This window comes from Apibacter adventoris (assembly GCF_002964975.1).
Taxonomy (GTDB): domain Bacteria; phylum Bacteroidota; class Bacteroidia; order Flavobacteriales; family Weeksellaceae; genus Apibacter; species Apibacter adventoris.
Genome location: NZ_PSZM01000036.1, coordinates 101664 through 120178, shown reverse-complemented (window position 1 = coordinate 120178; position 18515 = coordinate 101664). Strand labels below are relative to the sequence as shown.

Genomic DNA, 18515 nt, shown 5'->3' with positions numbered 1-18515 from the left:
AGAACATAATTAAGTTTATTAACGAAAAATAACTTTGCATATAAATTAAATCTCCACTATAAAAAGCTTTTTCTGGTAATTTTTAAACTTAATTTATATAAATAAATTTTACTAAATTTTCATTTATTTTTATAATAATAACCTATAATTAAATGGTTACATTCATTAAAAAAATCAAAGTAATAGTTTAATCGTAAATTTTTCAGCCAAGAATTAGTGAAATAATAAAGGCAATAAATTGATTATCAATTTGTTGCCTTGCAAAAAAAGTGGAGCTGATGGGGCTCGAACCCACGACCTTTAGACTGCCAGTCTAACACTCTAGCCAGCTGAGCTACAGCCCCTCTTTAAATTTTAAGTTGCAAATGTATATTATTTTTCTTTTTTAACCAAACCCGCCAATGTGGTTTTTTGATAAATATCTAAAGTAGCATCTCTCACTTCAATAAATACATTACGTATACTACAAGTTTCTTCTGTCATGCATGTATCACACGTTTGATGATACATAAGCGAGACGCAAGGCAACAAGGCAATGGGACCATCCATTAATCGGATAATTTCTATAAGAGTAACCTCTTCCGGTTCTTTATTTAATTTATACCCTCCCCTAGCCCCTCTTTTACTGGTTAAAAATTGGGCATTTTTCAAATCTCTTAAAATATTTTCCAGAAATTTTTTAGGAATATTTTCATCTTTTGATATTTCAGATGATAATACGCTTTTTGCTTTATCTTGCTTAGCAATATAAATCAGAGCTTTTAAAGCATATTTACATCGGTTTGAAATCATTTTTTACCTTCAATTAATAAAACTATTTCTCCTTTCAAAGGTTTTTCTTTGCATTTTTCTAAGATTACAGAAACTTCACCCCTTAATGTTTCTTCGTAAATTTTAGTGATTTCTCTACTTAAACTAATTCTCCTGTCAGCTCCAAACAACAGGGCTATTTGTTCTAAGGTATTAATTATCTTATGCGGGCTTTCATATAAAATTATGGTTCTTTTTTCTTCTGATAAATCTTTCAATTTAGTCTGCCTTCCTTTTTTTTGTGGTAGAAAACCAACAAATAAAAATTCGTGAGATGGAAGACCTGATACTACTAAAGCCGGCACAAATGCGGTTGCTCCGGGTAAACATTCTACTATAATATTTTTATCTACACAAGCCTTTACTAGCATATACCCCGGATCAGAAATTCCTGGTGTACCAGCATCCGTAATAACTGCAATATTTTTACCTTCTTCTATATAGTTAAGATATAAATGAGTTTTTTGATGTTCATTATGTAAATGATAGGATTGCATGGGGGTTTGTATTTCATAATGCTTAAGCAATTTTCCAGAAGTACGAGTATCCTCTGCCAATATTAAGTCTACTTCTTGTAATATACGAATTGCTCTAAGCGTAATATCTTCTAAATTTCCAATAGGTGTAGGTATTAAATATAATTTTCCCCCCATCAAATATTATAATTCAAAGCGATTAATAATTAACCCAGATAATCGTTCAACAAATTCCTCTTTATTTTTCCAATTATAAGTATGAAACATTTCTTCCATCCATTTTCTTGCCTCTTCTATGCTTTGAGTATTATTTAATACTGCAAACTCTTTGTCCATATCTGCTTTGCTGCCATTAAATAGTTGACTAATAAAAGCTATAGAATCATTAAAATCTAAATGAATAGGTTCGAAAGTTTTTGTTTTTTCTTGAGGTTTTATTTCTGCAATTTCCACATTAAGTGGGGTAAGTTTAATATCTTTCTCTATTACCTGTAATTCTTGTATATTTTCTTCTGATGAAAAATTTTCTTTATTATCACTATCTAAATTACTTTCCTGCACAAATTCTGGTGTTGAAACATTTTCATTTTCCTCAACAGATTCTACTGATGTAGGAGTGTCTACTTCTTGTTCTAAAGTACTTTCAGAAACTCCTTTTTGAATTTCTGAGGAATTTGAGAAAACAGGATCTAGAATTTGTGAATATTTTAAATTATTCAATTGTTTTAGAAAAATAAATTTTTCATATAAATATTGGATTTTTTGTTGATGTATCATCAAACCCGAAAAAGTCTTGATTTGACTCAATTCATTTACAAGGTCTTTAAAATCTTTGAGTAATTCATTTTGAAACTGTTCCTGATTGTTCATAAAATCTCTTTTTATTATATCCTTTAATTTTTACTTTTGTAAAAAGTAGTTTTTTAAAGTTCGAATTTACAAATGTTTCTTGAAAATACAATAAATAGCGTTAAACAAAGTGGTTGGATCGAAGTAATTTGCGGATCGATGTTTTCGGGTAAAACCGAAGAATTAATCCGAAGGTTGAATCGTGCTAAATTTGCAAAACAAAAAGTTGAAATTTTCAAACCTTCAATGGATACTCGCTATGATGAAGAACTTGTAGTTTCACACGACCAAACTTCTATTTTAAGTACTCCTATAGACAATCCTTTAGAAATTCCATTATTAGCTGCAGATTGTGATGTAATAGGCATTGACGAAGCACAATTTTTTAGTGATGCTATTGTAGATGTTTGCAATTTACTGGCAAACCAAGGAAAAAGAATAATAGTAGCAGGGTTAGATATGGATTTTATGGGACGTCCTTTTGGACCTATGCCTTTTTTAATGGCTACTGCAGAATATGTGACAAAAGTACATGCTATATGTGTAAAAACTGGAAATCTGGCAAATTACTCACATCGTATTACTCCGGGAACAAACTTAGTAGAATTAGGTGAAAAAGAGCATTATGAGCCTTTAAGTCGTCAGGCTTTTTGGGAAATATTACAGAAAGACCGAGAGAAAAATACTCCAGAATAAATTGAATATTACTTTCCTATCTCATTTTTATGAATTATACACTTTCTCAATTAGCAAAAATTACGGATGCTGAAATTGTAGGCAACCCTGATAAAAAAATTACTCATATCTTTTATGATAGCCGCACTATAGTTAATCCTGAAAACGGGGTATTTATAGCTATACAAGGAATTCATGACGGACATATTTATATGGAAGAAGCCTATCAAAAATCCATTCGTATATTTATTTGTACACATATCCCTATTCTTCATAAAGATTGCAGCTACCTAGTCGTTAAAAACCCTCTAAAGACTTTACAAAAATGGGCTGCATATCATATTTCGCAATTTAATTTTCCTTCTATAGGCATTACCGGGAGCAACGGAAAAACTATTATTAAAGAATGGCTTTACCAATGCCTATGGGAACAGTTTAATATTGTAAGAAGCCCTAAAAGTTATAATTCTCAAATAGGTCTTCCCCTTTCGCTTTTACAAACAGAAAACGATAATAATTTGGGTATTTTCGAAGTAGGAATATCGAAACCCGGAGAAATGGAAATACAAGAACAAATTTTCCATCCGCAAATCGGAGTCCTTACAAATGTCTTATCTGCACATTCCGAATATTTTACTAATAAAACTGAATTAATTAATGAAAAAATAAAGCTGTTTATACATTCACATATTGTTATTTACAACAATGATAATAAGGAAGTTGAAAAAATAATTCGAGAAAATTATAAACATAAAAAACTTATTTCATTTGGCTACCAAAATGCAGACATTCAATTAATTAGAATAAACACCTCACTAATAGAACCTCAGATTGAAATTTCCATACTGGGAGAAAAAATAACTTTTACTATTCCTTTTACAGATGAGGCTTCTATACAGAATATTTTATGTATAACAGCTGTTTTACATTCATTAGAATTCAGTCCTCAATTTATGCAGGAAAAATTCCTTCAATTGCAGACGGTTTCTATGAGATTGGAGCTGATTAAGGGAAATCATAATTGTATTCTTATAAATGATACATTCAATTCTGATTTTACTTCACTGGAAATAGCCCTTAACTTTCTTTTCCAACAAAATAAACCTAATAAAATACTAATTCTTTCAGATATATTGCAATCTCAGACACCCGAAAAAGAACTTTATCATAAAATAGCTAAACGGGTAAATACGTTCCAAATAAATTCTGTTTTTTTAGTTGGAGAATGTTTAAACAAATATAGAAATCTTTTTCAGGGATCTATTTATTGTTTTCTATCTACAAATGAATTGATTAATCATCTTGATAATTATATAATGAAAGATGCCGCTATTTTACTAAAAGGTGCACGTAAATTTGAATTAGAAAAAGTTGCAGCCCATTTGGAAGTTCAGTCCCATGATACTATTATGGAAATTAATTTGCATTCTTTGATGACAAACATCAACTACTTCCAAAGTCTTGTAAAGCCGGAAACTAAAATTATTGCTATGGTAAAAGCTTCTTCTTATGGAATCGGTAGTTTTGAAGTAGCAGAAGTCCTTCAATATTACCACATAGATTATTTAGCTGTTGCCATTGCAGATGAAGGAGCTTTATTAAGAAAAAAAGGAATTTACCTTCCTATCATGGTTATGAATCCTGAAATCAGCAGCTATGATACTGTTATAGATTATCAATTAGAACCTGAAATATACAGTTTTCGTGTACTTGAAAAATTTATATCTAAACTCAAAGAAAAATCTATTTCAGGAAAGTATCCAATACATATAAAAATTGATACCGGAATGCATAGACTGGGATTTAATTTTGAGCAAATGACACAGCTAGGCCTTTTTCTTAAAGACAATCCGTTTGTTGAAGTAAAATCTATATTTAGTCATTTTGTTGCATCTGATGATTTATCTGAAGAAGAATTTACCCGAAAGCAAGCCGAAGAACTTAAAAAGTGTTATGAATCATTAATTGCAGAAATCTCTTATACTCCTTTTTTGCATATATGCAATACTACAGGTATTATTAATTATCCGGAATATCAATTTGACGCTGTGCGTATTGGAATAGGCATGTACGGATATGTAGATAGTACAAAAGCTATGAAAAATTTAGAAAATGTAGTAACCCTTAAAACTGTAATATCTAATTTACATTATCTTAAAAAAGGAGAAACGGTAGGGTATGGTAGAAGATTTAAAGCAAAAAAAGATTGTATAATTGCTACTCTTCCTATAGGTTATGCTGACGGAATCCGTAGGCTGGTAGGAAATGAAGTGGGATATGTGCTGGTTAACGGACAAAAAGCACCAATTATAGGATCTATATGTATGGATATGATGATGATTAATGTTACAGATATTTCTTGTAAAGAAGGAGATTCCGTAATTATATTGGGCGAAAGCCCCAGCTTACGTGAATATGCAAACTGGTGTCAGACTATTCCTTATGAAATTCTTACTTCTATTTCGCCAAGGGTAAAAAGAGTTTATTACCGTGAATAAGTTATAGTGTATATTTTTTATTTATTATTCACTTTAAATAAAAATTTTAAATTTAAACCTATGTTGTACTATTTATTTTTTTTGAAAAATATTAGAAGATTCGTAGAATCAAATGTTTATTATACATTTTAATAACATTCAATCTATTGAAAATTAAACTTAAAAATTTATATTTTTTATTTCTATTTTCATTTCTAAGAGAAAAAGAACTTGACATAATTAAACTTATTTGAAATATAATGTTGGTAATGCACTAAGGGAAAGAATTTCTTTCAAAAAAAATTCATAAACCTATTATATTATTCTTTTATCTAATAATAAAAATAATTATATTCCTGTTTATGCAGAATTTTGAACTATAAAATACACCCGTATTTTTAATACTTTAATTAAAGTAAAGAAATGTTTATTTTAGGTAAGTATCTTAAAGGTACCATTGAATCATTGAAAATATTAAAAAATTTCTTTTTTGTTGATAATATTTTATATTTTGAGTTTTAAAACATAAATAAAATTGTAATTATTTAATTATAAATGAAAAAATAGATAAAATCTATAATGGGTTTTTCATACCTAATATAAAGATAGTATATTTGTATTTAGAACAAATCTAAAGTATAAGGCGAAATAAATATGTTAACAATAAAAAATTTACATGCAGAAATAGATGGTAAAAAAATTTTAAAGGGTATTAATTTAGAAATTAAAAAAGGAGAGGTTCATGCTATTATGGGACCTAACGGTGGAGGAAAAAGCACACTATCAAATGTTATTACGGGAAGAGAAGATTATCAGGTAACAGAGGGTTCAATAATTTTTGAAGGGAAAGATCTATTAAATTTAGCTCCAGAGGAAAGAGCAAATGAAGGTATTTTTATGTCTTTTCAATATCCAGTGGAAATTCCAGGAGTAAGTGTTTCTAACTTTTTGAAAGCTGCCATAAATGCTAATAGAATGGCTCATGGATTGGAAGATATTTCAGCCAAAGAATTCTTGCAAAAAGTAAACGAAAAATCTAAATTACTGGAAATTAAAAAAGATTTTCTTTCTCGGTCTTTAAATGAAGGTTTTTCTGGTGGAGAAAAAAAACGTAATGAAATTTTTCAAATGGCTATGTTAGAACCTAAATTATCAATCTTAGATGAGACTGATTCCGGATTAGATATCGATGCCCTCCGTATTGTTTCCAATGGGGTAAACAAACTTAAAAATCCTAACAATGCTGTATTGGTTATTACTCATTACCAAAGGCTATTAGATTATATAATTCCAGATGTAGTGCATGTATTAAGAGACGGAAAAATAATAAAATCAGGAACTAAAGAACTTGCTTTAGAACTTGAACAAAAAGGGTATGATTGGCTTTAAAAGTATTTTCTATTATTATTACAATTTACACACTACATATAAATAAATCTCATGAATCATTTAGAAAACACTCTAATAAATAAAATACAAGCAAACGCTGATTCTCTTTTACAAAATATTCCTTTTCCTCTAAAAAAAAATGAAGATTGGAAATATTCTCGCATATCTGATTTCCACGTAAATGAATATGCTACTGCAAAAAATAATACAATAAATGATTCTGTAATTAAAGAACATTTAATTATGGGATTAGATTCTTATAAAATTATTTTTATTGATGGAGTTTTTTCCCCTAAATTATCTTTTTATCCAAAAGAAAAACTAGTTATACTTCCTTTATCTGAAGCTCTTAAAGACGAACGTTATTTTTCCATAATTAAAAAAAAATATAATTCTATTACCGATAAACATCATTTTTTTTGTGTATTAAATAGTTCTTCTTTTCCCTCGGGAGTTTTCATTTATTTACCTAAAAATATAAAAGAAGAAAAGCCCATAGAACTATTATATATAAATTCAGAACAATCTGAAAAAGCTAAACAAAATATTAGGAATCTATTGATATTAGAACAAAGCTCGGAGGTTTGTATTACACAAAAAATTCATACACTATCAACATATTCTTTTTTAACAAATGCTGTTAATGAAATTTTTATTGAAAAAAATGCTGTTGCCAGAATATATAAAATACAAAATGACACTAAATTGTCTAATTTAATAGACTTAACTTATATACAACAAGAACAAGATAGCCAAGCTTTTATACATACATTCTCTTTTGGAGGAAATACTACTCGAAACGAATTAACATTTGACCATAATGGAGAAAATATTAATTCAACTCTAAAAGGAATTACTATTATAGGAAACAGTCAGGAAGTTGGAAATCATACTATGGTACATCATAATCAACCCAATTGTGAGAGCCATGAATTATACAGAGGAATTTATTTAGATGATGCTCATGGAATTTTTAATGGTAAAATTAAAGTTCATAAGAAAGCACAAAAAACAAATGCTTTTCAACAAAATAATAGTATTTTATTATCTAATAAAGCTGAAATTGACTCTAAACCACAATTAGAAATATTTGCTGATGATGTAAAATGTTCTCATGGTTGTACCATAGGACAGTTAGATAATGATGCTTTATTTTATATGAAACAAAGAGGAATCCATCAAAAAGAAGCTCAAGCATTGCTTATGCTTGCTTTTTTCAACGATGTACTCAATACTGTAAATATTCCTGAACTAAAAACCGAAATAAATAAATTAATAGCTAAAAAACTAAATGTTAATGTTGACATTGATTTTTAATAAAAATTGCTCAATTATATAAAAGGTTAAATGCAATATTAACCTTTTGTTTTTTAATCTACATTACAGAAAAAATATCTGTTTTTTTTAAGAAAAAAACAATAAAATAATATTTATTATCACATTCTATATTTTTTTAATTTAGTAGAATAATAAATTCATTTGCATGAAAATACTATTATCTCCGGCAAAGCTTATGAGTATTGAAACCGTATCCCAATGGCATAAACATACCCAACCTGAATATATTGAACTCAGTAAGAAACTACATTCAGTATTAAAAGAATATACCCCAAAAGAACTCGAAAATCTTCTTGATATTTCTCCAAAATTATCTCAAGAAAACTGGGAAAGAAATCAGAAATGGAAATCTAATCCTTCTAAAAAAGAATCTTTACAGGCAATTTATGCTTTTAAAGGTGAAGTTTATAGAGGTTTAAATGCAAAAAACCTCTCATCTACAGCATTAAATTATCTACAAAAAAACCTCTTAATCATTTCTGGGCTTTATGGTATACTTCGACCCTCAGATGATATTATGCCATACCGCTTAGAAATTGGAAAAAAATTAAAAACTGAAAAATCTAAAGATTTATATTCCTTTTGGGAACAAACACTTACCTATTACCTGAATTCTCATCTTGAAAATGATGAACCTATCCTAAACCTTTGTAGTAAAGAATATTTTAAAGTTTTTAAAACTAAAAATCTTAAAGGGAAAGTAGTAAATGTTGAATTTAAAGATTTTAAAGATAATAAATGGAAGTATATAGTTATATATATAAAAAATGCCCGAGGAAAAATGGCTCGTTGGTGTGCTATAAATAATATTAAAGATGTAGAAAAATTAAAAGTTTATAATGAAGATGGTTATGAATTTTCAGAAGAGTTATCTCAAAATAACAACCTTGTCTTTGTTCGTTAATTTTTTTATTTTAAATTATTGGACTCACTGTCTTTCTGTTGCATTTCAAATAATAACTTCTTGGCCCTCATTAGACTCACTTTTACATTCGCAAGCGAAAGGTCCGTTTCCTTCGTTATTTCTTTTAACTTTTTTCCTTCCAAATATCTTAATTGCATCAAGTAACTATAATTTTTTGGTAATTTAGACATCATTCTTTCCAATACTTCAGAATCTTGTTTTTCAATAAATACCTGTTCTGGTGAAGGTTCCATATCTTTAATTTCACTATAACTATCTTCTATATAAAAATCAAATCCTTTACTTCTTTTTCTAAAGCAATCTACTGTGGTATTGTGGGCTATCGATACAATCCAAGTTTTAAAATCAAAATCAGAATTATATAACGACAATTTATTTAAAACTTTTGTGAATGTATTTATGGTTAACTCCTCAGCTAAAATTTCATCTTTAGTTAAAGAATTAATATATCCTTTAATTTCATCCCAAAAAAGATTCACTATTTTGCTTTGAGCTTGTGGTTTAGAACACCTTGCCTGCTCTATTAATTGTAATAAATTAGACTTTGTTTTCAAATTAAAATATTTACTGCCTAATTTTACGCAATAATAATACCTAAATTAAATTATACCAATATTGATACCAGCACTTATTATATTTACACTTACTAAATATTAGGAACATGTAAAATACATTCATCTAGTGGCATTATTTTTGTCTTTAACGATTAATTATAAAATCAAAATTATGACAAATTATTCAAACGTAAGAAAAAGCCACGGGAGTTGGTGGGCTTTTTTACTTATGGGTATATTATTAATTATATTTAGTATATTACTTATATTATATCCTATTGCTTCTTTTGCTGCTTTAGCTATGCTTTTCTCTATAGGATTTTTTATTAGTGGAATATTTGAAATTATCTTTTCACTAAATAATAAAAATACTATAGATTCGTGGGGATGGTATTTAGTAGGAGGAATTTTAGATCTTTTTTTAGGAATTATTTTATTATGTAATCCTATTACCTTATCTGCTCAAATTTTAGTATTATTTATTGGATTATGGTTATTATTTAGAGGTATAAATTCTATAGGGATATCTTTGGAAACTAAAAATTATTCTTCTGACTGGGGATTTTTATTAATTTTTGGAATCCTTGAAGTAATTATTTCTTTTATAATTGTTATTTTCCCCCCTATAGGCATAGGAACAATTATTATATGGTCAAGCATGGTAGCCTTATTTTTAGGAATTATGAATATATATATTGCAATCAGAGTAAAGAAATTTTTTACAAAACTAGATGAATAATTTTTTACAAAAAGTATTTATTTCATAATACATAAAAAGGTCTGTTAATAACAGACCTTTTTTATTTTAAAAGTTGAACTAAATATATGCACATATAATTATTTTTTATCAGACCCATAAATTTATACCGTATTAAAAAGATAAAATCATTATAAATATAAAAATTTAGAAAAATTCCTAATAATATTAATTATTCAATAATTTTTTTGTCTTTAATTTTCCACTAAGGCAAACAAAAGACAATTTGTCATTTAGTTACTTATTAAAACTATATTTTGGCACAATAATATATTTTGGCATATTTTTCGAAAATCAAATATGGAAAATAATTTAGTATTAATTAAAAATTAAAAAATATGTCAGAATTATCAATTAAACCATTAGCTGATCGTGTAATAATAGAACCGGCAGCAGCTGAAACCAAAACAGCTTCAGGAATTATTATACCTGATAGTGCGAAGGAGAAACCTCAAGAAGGAACTGTTGTTGCTGTGGGAACCGGTAAAAAAGATGAACCTATGACTGTAAAAAAAGGAGATAAAGTTTTATATGGTAAATATGCAGGAACGGAATTAAAACTAAATGGTAAAGATTACCTAATTATGAGGGAATCTGATATTTTAGCAATTATATAATAATTTTTCATTAATTAAAAAATAAACAAAATGGCAAAAGATATAAAATTTAATATTGAATCAAGAGATGCTTTAAAAAAAGGTGTAGATGCCCTTGCAAATGCAGTAAAAGTCACATTAGGACCTAAAGGTAGAAACGTAGTTATACAAAAATCTTTTGGTGCACCACATGTAACTAAAGATGGGGTAACAGTAGCTAAAGAAGTTGAATTAGAAGATGCAATTGAAAATTTAGGAGCACAAATGGTAAAAGAAGTAGCTTCTAAAACTAATGATGTGGCTGGAGACGGAACTACTACTGCTACAGTTTTAGCACAAGCAATTGTAAGAGAAGGATTAAAAAATGTTGCAGCAGGTGCCAATCCTATGGATTTAAAAAGAGGTATTGATAAAGCTGTAATTTCTGTAGTTGAAGCATTAAAAAAACAATCTCAAGTAGTAGGTTCTGATTCTGAAAAAATTAAACAAGTAGCTTCTATTTCCGCTAATAATGATGAAACCATTGGCTCTTTAATTGCTGAAGCTTTTGGAAAGGTAGGAAAAGAAGGAGTTATTACAGTGGAAGAAGCAAAAGGAACCGATACATACGTAGATGTAGTAGAAGGTATGCAATTTGACAGAGGATATCAATCTCCTTATTTTGTTACTAATACAGATAAAATGATTGCAGAATTAGAAAATCCTTATATCTTATTATGTGATAAAAAAATATCTAGTATGAAAGACTTACTTCCTGTATTGGAACCTGTAGCCCAACATGGAAAGTCTTTACTAATTATTTCTGAAGAGGTAGATGGAGAAGCTTTAGCTACCTTAGTTGTTAACCGTTTAAGAGGTTCTCTTAAAATTGCAGCTGTTAAAGCTCCAGGATTTGGTGATAGAAGAAAAGCCATGTTAGAAGATATTGCTATTTTAACAGGTGGAACCGTAATCTCTGAAGAAGCTGGATTAACTTTAGAAGGAGCTACCTTAGAAATGTTAGGAACTGCTGAAAAAGTATCTATTGATAAAGATAATACTACAATTGTAAATGGAGCTGGTAAGGATGACGCTATCAAACAAAGAGTTTCTCAAATTAAATCACAAATTGAAAATACTACATCTGATTACGATAAAGAAAAACTTCAAGAAAGGTTAGCAAAATTAGCCGGAGGAGTAGCTGTACTTTATGTAGGAGCAGCCTCTGAAGTTGAAATGAAAGAGAAAAAAGATAGAGTAGACGATGCTTTACACGCTACCAGAGCAGCCGTAGAAGAAGGTTTTGTTGCCGGTGGTGGAGTTGCATTAGTAAGAGCAATTGAAGGGGTTAGCTCTTTAAAAGGTGAAAACCAAGACGAAGATACTGGTATAAAAATAGTGAAAAAAGCAATTGAAGAGCCTTTAAGACAAATTGTAGCTAATGCAGGAGGTGAAGGATCTGTAGTTGTAAACAAAGTATTGGAAGGAAAAGATGATTTCGGTTACAATGCAAAAGCCGAAAAATATGAAAGTATGTTTGCTGCAGGTATCATAGACCCTACTAAAGTAACACGTGTAGCTTTAGAAAATGCTGCTTCTGTTGCCGGAATGTTATTAACTACTGAATGTGTAATTACAGACATTAAAAAAGATGAACCTGCAATGCCACCTATGGGAGGAGGAATGCCAGGAATGATGTAATATACATACATGCATAATAATAAAAAAGCTGGATTTAAAATTAAATCCAGCTTTTTTTATTATTCAAAATTGATTTGAAATAAATTAATTTAATAACAAAGAATATCTTTATGAAAAGATAATATTTATTCTCATAAGAAATTTATTTAATACAATTTAAATAATAAGTTCCATTATAAAATAGAATTAGATAATTTTCTTACATTTGTAAAATATTAACCATTTTTTATGGATATTTAAAATATGACTCATTCTCTATTTTATGCAAAAATTATGCTTTTTGGGGAATATGGGATTATAGAAAACTCAAAAGGGTTAACTCTTCCTTTTAATTCTTATAAAGGTACTTTACAATTTTCTGATCTTAAAGATGATAAAGAACAAAAGTCTAATCTTTCACTTAAGGCATTTTCAAAGTATCTTAAAACTTTAAAATTTCCATCAAAATTTGAACTCAATAACACGCAACTGGAAAAAGATATACAACAAGGTATGTATTTTAATTCCAATATACCTCAAGGATATGGTGTAGGGAGTTCTGGCGCTTTAGTTGCGGCAATTTTTGATAAATACTGTATTCATAAAATATCTCCCAGTAAAATAGCAAAGCAAGATCTAAAAAGTTTAAAGTTAATATTGGGTGAAATGGAATCTTTTTTCCATGGAAAAAGTTCTGGAATAGACCCTCTTATTTGCTATATGAATATTCCTCTTCTTATACAACCAAATTCTGAAGTGGATAAAGTTGGTATTTTTGAAGGAAAAGAAGGAAAAGGAGCTATATTCCTTATAAATTCAGGAGTTCCCGGAGAAACAGAGCCTATGGTCAAAATTTTCTTTGAAAAACTTAAAAACGAGGGATTTCGTAAAACTCTTAAAGAAGAATTTATTCGATACAATAATGCTTGCATTGATGCTTTCTTAAAAAAAGAGACTAAACCTCTCTTTCAAAATTTAAAAAAACTTTCTCTATGGGCATTGAACCATTTTTCTCCTATGATACCTAACGACTTTCTTAAAATATGGAAAAAAGGTATTGATACCAACACTTATTATTTAAAACTATGTGGATCTGGCGGAGGAGGTTATATACTTGGCTTTACCCAAGATTATACAACTACTGAAAAAATGCTTAAAAATTACAATAAAGAAGTCATTTACCGCTTTTAATAGCTTTTGAATAGCTTTTTTGTAATTTTATGCCTAATTAAAGCATAAAAATGGAGCGTCTGGCTAATAAAAAGTTTTTTTTATTTAACTTTTCTCTCTTAATAAGAGTAAGGATTACTAATGTAATTATGTTAATTCTTGCTATGTACATTTCAGCGATTTTCCTTTTCAATGAAAAGCATAATATCATTGAAAATCTAAAAAACATAAAACTTCATGGAATCGTTTTTTCTTCAGCATTAAGTGCTATGGCCGGATACATTATCAATCATTTTTATGATCAAGACAAGGATAAGCTATATAAGCCGATTACATCTATGTTATTACAGTTTATTAATCAAAAAACAGCACTCAGACTTTACATTATTTTTAATTTTATCTCTTTAATTATTGCAGCTCTCTTATCTTACCGAATTTTTATCTTTTTTTTAATTTATCAGTTTTTAATATGGTTTTATAGCCATAAACTTAGCAAAATTATTTTTATAAACAATATAACTTCCTCTATATTAATGATATTCCCATTTTTAGCTTTATTTCTTTTTTATGAAAATTTTTCAAAATATATTTTATATCTAGCCGGATTTTTATTTTTAATTATACTTATAAGAGATATTTGTAAAGATCTTCATTCTTATAAATTTGATCATTTATTTAATTATTCCACTATTCCCAATTCATTGGGCATTATACCCACAAAAATATATTTGGATGTTTTATTATTTTTATTAACTATTTTATCTATTTGCCTAACTTTTGAACCTCATTTGCAAGAAATAAGATTATATTATCTACTAACAGGTTTTTTAAGTTTTTTTATTATAATTGGAATTTGGTTTATGCGAAATAAATGGATACAAATTATTATTTTAATGATTAAATTTTGGATTTTTTTAGGCACTATATCTTTATTATTCATAGATGGAAATCCTCTCTCTTTACTTTAGTAAAATTTATTTATCTAAAATTTATATTAAGGACAAAAGTAAATTGATAAAATTGTATTTGGTAAAATAGCTATTACTTTATCAGTAAAATCTAGTATCTTTGCCTTTTAAAATACTAATAATAGCAAAAATTATTAAAAATCTAGTTATCTTTTTTTCTTTAATAATTATATTCCAAATCGAAAATGAAAAACAATTCACCCCATAACCGTAAAGGGACAGGAAGAAATGAAAAAAAAACTTTTAATAAAGAATCTTTTAATAAAAAAAATAGCATAAAATCGGGAGATAAAAAAGATAATTATACAAAAAAAACATTTAAATCTTCACCTACTTTTAGAAAAAAATCTATTCAAAAAAAAGAAGAAAAAGAAGGAACTCGTTTAAATAAATATATAGCAAATTCTGGAGTATGCAGTCGTAGAGAGGCTGATTTATTTATACAAAATGGTGTAGTAAAAGTAAATGGTAATATTATAACAGAATTTGGTTATCAGGTTATGCCTGGAGACGAGGTTTTTTTTGATGGGAGATATATTCGACCAGAAAAGAATGTTTACGTTTTACTTAATAAGCCTAAAGGATACATTTCTACTACAAAAGATGAAAAAGCACGAAAAACTGTTTTAGATTTAGTGACAAATGCGTCTCCTTATCGTCTATATCCTGTAGGAAGATTAGATAGACAAACAACAGGTGTTTTATTATTAACAAACGATGGTAATATAACTAAAAAACTTACTCATCCCTCTCATGAAGTAAAGAAAATTTATCACGTAACATTAGACAAAAAAGTTTCTTTGACTGATTTTGAAAAATTAATCGAAGGGTTACATTTTGAAGAAGGTTTGGCTAAGGTAGACAAGATTTCATATATTGAAGGATGTCCCAAAAATGAAGTAGGTGTCGAAATTCATATTGGTTGGAATAGAATTATCAGAAGAATGTTCAGTAAATTGGGATATGAAGTGGAAAAACTAGACCGAGTAATGTTTGCCGGATTAACTAAAAAGAATTTGAAACGGGGATATTGGAGAATTCTTACAGAATTAGAAATTAATAATCTTAAAATGCTTTAATTGTATATTAAAGCATTTTTTATTCTATCCCTATAGAATCTAGCCAATCTGTATAGGCTTTAGCATTCTTCATATGTTCTTGTGCATTATTAGTAAATAAATGATATCCTTTCTTTTTTGGATTTGCACACATAAATAAATAATCCGTTTGTGCAGGATTTAGAACTGCATCTATTACAAAATCATTGGGAATACATATAGGTAAAGGGGGAAGCCCTTTATATTTATAAGTATTATAGGGTGAATCTACAGAAACATTTTTTACTCTTTTTAATTGTAACCTGAATCCTTGTACTTTCCTTTCTGCATAAATTACAGTTGGATCTGATTGTAACTTCATTCCTTTTCTATAACGATTTAAATATAAACTGGCTATTACCGGTAATTCCTCTTTTCTCATATATTCTCTCTGCACAATAGAGGCTAAGATATATACTTGCAATTGATTTAAACCTAAGTTCTGTGCTTTTCTCATTCTTTCCTGGGTCCAAAATTGATCATGTATCTTTTCAAAACGAGAAAAAAGTTCTTTAGGAGAGGTATTCCAATTCACATAATAGGTTTCTGGTGTAAAGTATATTTTAAGTTCCTCCACATTTGAAAAACCTTTGAGAGTTGTTTCTTTTTTTAAATAATTTATAAAAGTCAGGGAATCACTTTCTAAATTCTTACCTAAATCTGCCACTAATTCATAAACATCATCATAACTTTTAATTCTAAGGTGTACATATTCTTGTTCTCCCAAATATAACCTTCGTATTACTTCTTTATTACTTTCGCCTTTATTAATCTTATATTTACCAGCTTTTATTTTATCGGGATATTTTTGAGATTTTGCAATTTTATCAAAGGATTTAATATCTTTAAGATAAGGCATTATAAGTACCCTTACTTGTTCATAAGTTGCATGGGTTGGTATATAAATAACTGTAGTCTGATTAACATTGGATGAGTAATTATTTTTATAGTATGGATAACCTATTATAATTCCTAATATAAGAATCATAAAAATAACTACTAAAAAAATTGAGGTTTTTTTCATAAATCCAAATCTAATTCTCCTTTAAAAACATTTTTTGCAGGTCCTTCTAACCATACGTCCTGATAGTAATCGTGTTTTTTAAACCAATATACTTTTAATTCTCCTCCTAAAACTTTTACTTTTAATTCCCCCATTCTAATATTATTTTTTTCAGCAAAATCTAATGCTGCAGCAGTTACTCCGGTACCACATGCTAAGGTTTCATCTTCTACTCCTCGTTCATATGTTCTCACAAAAATTTCATCTTTTGATATAGGCTCAACAAAATTCACATTTGTTCCCCCCGTAGAATTATACATTTCAGCATATCTGATTTTTTTACCTTCATTATAAACATCATGATTTTTTAAATTATTCACTGGTTGTATATGATGGGGAGAGCCTGTCTGAAAAAAAGAATATTGATCTGAAACTGTATATTCTTTTACATTAATCATTTTAAGTTTTATAATATCATAATTAATTTCTGCAATATGTCCTCCGTCTATAGCATTAAATGTTGCTATTTTATCAATTATTCCTAAATCTCTTGCAAAGGCAACTATACATCTTCCTCCATTTCCACACATCGTGCTTTCGTTTCCATCTGAATTGTAATAAACCATTCGGAAATCTGATAATGTATCATTCTGCAACAATATTAACCCGTCAGAACCAATTCCAAAATGACGATTACACATATGACTAACGAGTTGGATATTATCTTTGGGAAAGTTTAAACTCCTATCATCAATCATAATAAAGTCATTTCCTGCCCCTTGATATTTATAAAATTTTATATTCATTGTTTTTGTTCTGTTTACAAAAATACATTGTTTTTAAATAACAAATTTTACTTCTTTTTTCTTTTACCTTATATTTGTTTTTATTTTAAAACGTTTGATTAAACCAAAAATTATGAAACTGGGCATTTTAGGCAGAAATATTTCGTATTCTTTTTCGCAAAGTTATTTTACTGATAAGTTTAATAAAATGAGACTTACTGATTTTAGTTATTCTGTATTTGATATTGCGGACAAAAAAGATATTATTTCTCTTTTTGATATTCCTGACCTAAAAGGATTTAATGTAACTATACCTTATAAACAAGATATTATTCCTTTTTTAGATAATTTAAGTAGCGAAGCTGAAAAAATAGGTGCTGTGAATACAGTTAAAATTTCTAATGGAAAAAAAGTAGGCTTTAATACAGATGCCCTAGGATTTAAAAAATCTTTATTACCACTTCTGAAACCTTATCATACTTCGTCTTTAGTCTTAGGAAGTGGAGGAGCTTCTAAAGCTGTTGGTTTTGTCTTAAAAAGTCTTGGCATTGAATATCATATTATTTCAAGAACTGGTGAAAAAGATTACAATTTTTTAACCCAAAATACTATTTCTGAGAATTTACTGATAGTAAACACTACACCTGTAGGTACATTTCCTAACCTTGATAAATATCCTCCTTTTCCGATAGAATTTCTCACTCATAAACATTTAGTTTATGATCTTATTTATAATCCTGAGGAGACAAAACTGCTGAAACTGGCAAAAGAAAAGGGGGCAAAAACAAAAAACGGATTGGAAATGCTTCATCTTCAAGCTGAAGCTGCATGGGATATATGGAATGATAGGTCGAACTATTATTATTGATAATGCTATTTATTTCGTTTGAAATTAAAGATATTTTTATCTTATGTGTGAACTTATATGTTAAATTTAGAATTTGCCATAAATAGCTTTTACACAAAAAAATTGTTACCAAAATTTTA

18 protein-coding genes and 1 tRNA gene are annotated in these 18515 nt (G+C 28.2%); 12 read left to right on the top strand and 7 right to left on the bottom strand.

Going from position 1 to position 18515, the window contains the following annotated elements; all coding sequences use genetic code 11:
- Positions 1-270 precede the first annotated feature (270 nt).
- From C4S77_RS05585 to C4S77_RS05570, 4 genes are all read right to left on the bottom strand, one after another.
- A tRNA-Ala gene (locus C4S77_RS05585) sits at positions 271-344 on the bottom strand.
- A 28-nt stretch (positions 345-372) separates the two neighbouring features.
- Entirely contained in the window at positions 373-792 is a 420-nt protein-coding gene (locus C4S77_RS05580; protein WP_105192927.1) for an RrF2 family transcriptional regulator, read from the bottom strand.
- The gene (gene rsmI, locus C4S77_RS05575; RefSeq protein ID WP_105246686.1) at positions 789-1463 is read right to left on the bottom strand and encodes a 16S rRNA (cytidine(1402)-2'-O)-methyltransferase; all 675 of its coding nucleotides are present in this window, start codon (positions 1461-1463) and stop codon (positions 789-791) included. The genes C4S77_RS05580 and rsmI overlap by 4 nt, the downstream gene beginning before the upstream one ends.
- A gap of 6 nt (positions 1464-1469) precedes the next feature.
- Positions 1470-2156 carry a hypothetical protein gene (locus tag C4S77_RS05570; protein WP_105246684.1) on the bottom strand — a complete coding sequence of 229 codons (687 nt, stop codon included), beginning with the start codon at positions 2154-2156 and terminating at the stop codon, positions 1470-1472.
- Positions 2157-2228: 72 nt separating this feature from the next.
- Here C4S77_RS05570 and C4S77_RS05565 point away from each other — a divergent pair, with 72 nt between their 5' ends.
- The 5 genes from C4S77_RS05565 to yaaA all read left to right on the top strand — a co-directional run bounded on the left by C4S77_RS05565 (position 2229) and on the right by yaaA (position 8918).
- Positions 2229-2831 carry a thymidine kinase gene (locus tag C4S77_RS05565; RefSeq protein WP_105192921.1) on the top strand — a complete coding sequence of 201 codons (603 nt, stop codon included), beginning with the start codon at positions 2229-2231 and terminating at the stop codon, positions 2829-2831.
- A 29-nt stretch (positions 2832-2860) separates the two neighbouring features.
- Complete coding sequence (locus C4S77_RS05560) at positions 2861-5308, top strand: bifunctional UDP-N-acetylmuramoyl-tripeptide:D-alanyl-D-alanine ligase/alanine racemase (protein WP_105246682.1); 2448 nt, start codon at positions 2861-2863, stop codon at positions 5306-5308.
- A 633-nt stretch (positions 5309-5941) separates the two neighbouring features.
- Positions 5942-6676, top strand: a complete 735-nt coding sequence (sufC, locus tag C4S77_RS05555; RefSeq protein WP_105246680.1) for a Fe-S cluster assembly ATPase SufC — start codon at positions 5942-5944, stop codon at positions 6674-6676.
- A gap of 51 nt (positions 6677-6727) precedes the next feature.
- Positions 6728-7993: a Fe-S cluster assembly protein SufD gene (gene sufD / locus C4S77_RS05550; RefSeq protein WP_105192915.1), complete on the top strand. Its 1266-nt coding sequence runs from the start codon at positions 6728-6730 to the stop codon at positions 7991-7993.
- A gap of 166 nt (positions 7994-8159) precedes the next feature.
- The gene (gene yaaA / locus C4S77_RS05545) at positions 8160-8918 is read left to right on the top strand and encodes a peroxide stress protein YaaA (RefSeq protein ID WP_105246678.1); all 759 of its coding nucleotides are present in this window, start codon (positions 8160-8162) and stop codon (positions 8916-8918) included.
- Between the two features lie 5 nt (positions 8919-8923).
- On the opposite strand, the gene C4S77_RS05540 is transcribed toward yaaA, so the two are convergent.
- Positions 8924-9493: an RNA polymerase sigma factor gene (locus C4S77_RS05540; RefSeq protein WP_105246676.1), complete on the bottom strand. Its 570-nt coding sequence runs from the start codon at positions 9491-9493 to the stop codon at positions 8924-8926.
- 172 nt (positions 9494-9665) lie between these two features.
- Here C4S77_RS05540 and C4S77_RS05535 point away from each other — a divergent pair, with 172 nt between their 5' ends.
- From C4S77_RS05535 to C4S77_RS05510, 6 genes are all read left to right on the top strand, one after another.
- A complete protein-coding gene (locus C4S77_RS05535; protein WP_105246674.1) occupies positions 9666-10232 on the top strand; it encodes an HdeD family acid-resistance protein in 567 nt (188 codons plus the stop codon).
- A gap of 356 nt (positions 10233-10588) precedes the next feature.
- Entirely contained in the window at positions 10589-10867 is a 279-nt protein-coding gene (locus C4S77_RS05530) for a co-chaperone GroES (RefSeq protein WP_105192907.1), read from the top strand.
- A 30-nt stretch (positions 10868-10897) separates the two neighbouring features.
- Positions 10898-12526: a chaperonin GroEL gene (gene groL, locus C4S77_RS05525; RefSeq protein ID WP_105192905.1), complete on the top strand. Its 1629-nt coding sequence runs from the start codon at positions 10898-10900 to the stop codon at positions 12524-12526.
- A gap of 243 nt (positions 12527-12769) precedes the next feature.
- Complete coding sequence (locus tag C4S77_RS05520; protein WP_105246672.1) at positions 12770-13696, top strand: mevalonate kinase family protein; 927 nt, start codon at positions 12770-12772, stop codon at positions 13694-13696.
- Positions 13697-13824: 128 nt separating this feature from the next.
- A complete protein-coding gene (locus C4S77_RS05515; protein ID WP_181042832.1) occupies positions 13825-14643 on the top strand; it encodes a UbiA family prenyltransferase in 819 nt (272 codons plus the stop codon).
- A 185-nt stretch (positions 14644-14828) separates the two neighbouring features.
- Positions 14829-15722: a pseudouridine synthase gene (locus C4S77_RS05510; RefSeq protein ID WP_105246668.1), complete on the top strand. Its 894-nt coding sequence runs from the start codon at positions 14829-14831 to the stop codon at positions 15720-15722.
- 19 nt (positions 15723-15741) lie between these two features.
- Here the strand turns inward: C4S77_RS05510 and mltG are convergent, their stop codons facing one another.
- Together mltG and dapF are read right to left on the bottom strand one after the other, a co-directional pair.
- Positions 15742-16764, bottom strand: coding sequence for an endolytic transglycosylase MltG (gene mltG / locus C4S77_RS05505; RefSeq protein WP_105192898.1), 1023 nt, complete (start codon positions 16762-16764; stop codon positions 15742-15744).
- A complete protein-coding gene (gene dapF, locus C4S77_RS05500) occupies positions 16761-17549 on the bottom strand; it encodes a diaminopimelate epimerase (RefSeq protein WP_105246667.1) in 789 nt (262 codons plus the stop codon). The genes mltG and dapF overlap by 4 nt, the downstream gene beginning before the upstream one ends.
- 112 nt (positions 17550-17661) lie before the next feature.
- Here dapF and C4S77_RS05495 point away from each other — a divergent pair, with 112 nt between their 5' ends.
- Positions 17662-18396 carry a shikimate dehydrogenase family protein gene (locus C4S77_RS05495; RefSeq protein WP_105246665.1) on the top strand — a complete coding sequence of 245 codons (735 nt, stop codon included), beginning with the start codon at positions 17662-17664 and terminating at the stop codon, positions 18394-18396.
- Positions 18397-18515 lie beyond the last annotated feature (119 nt).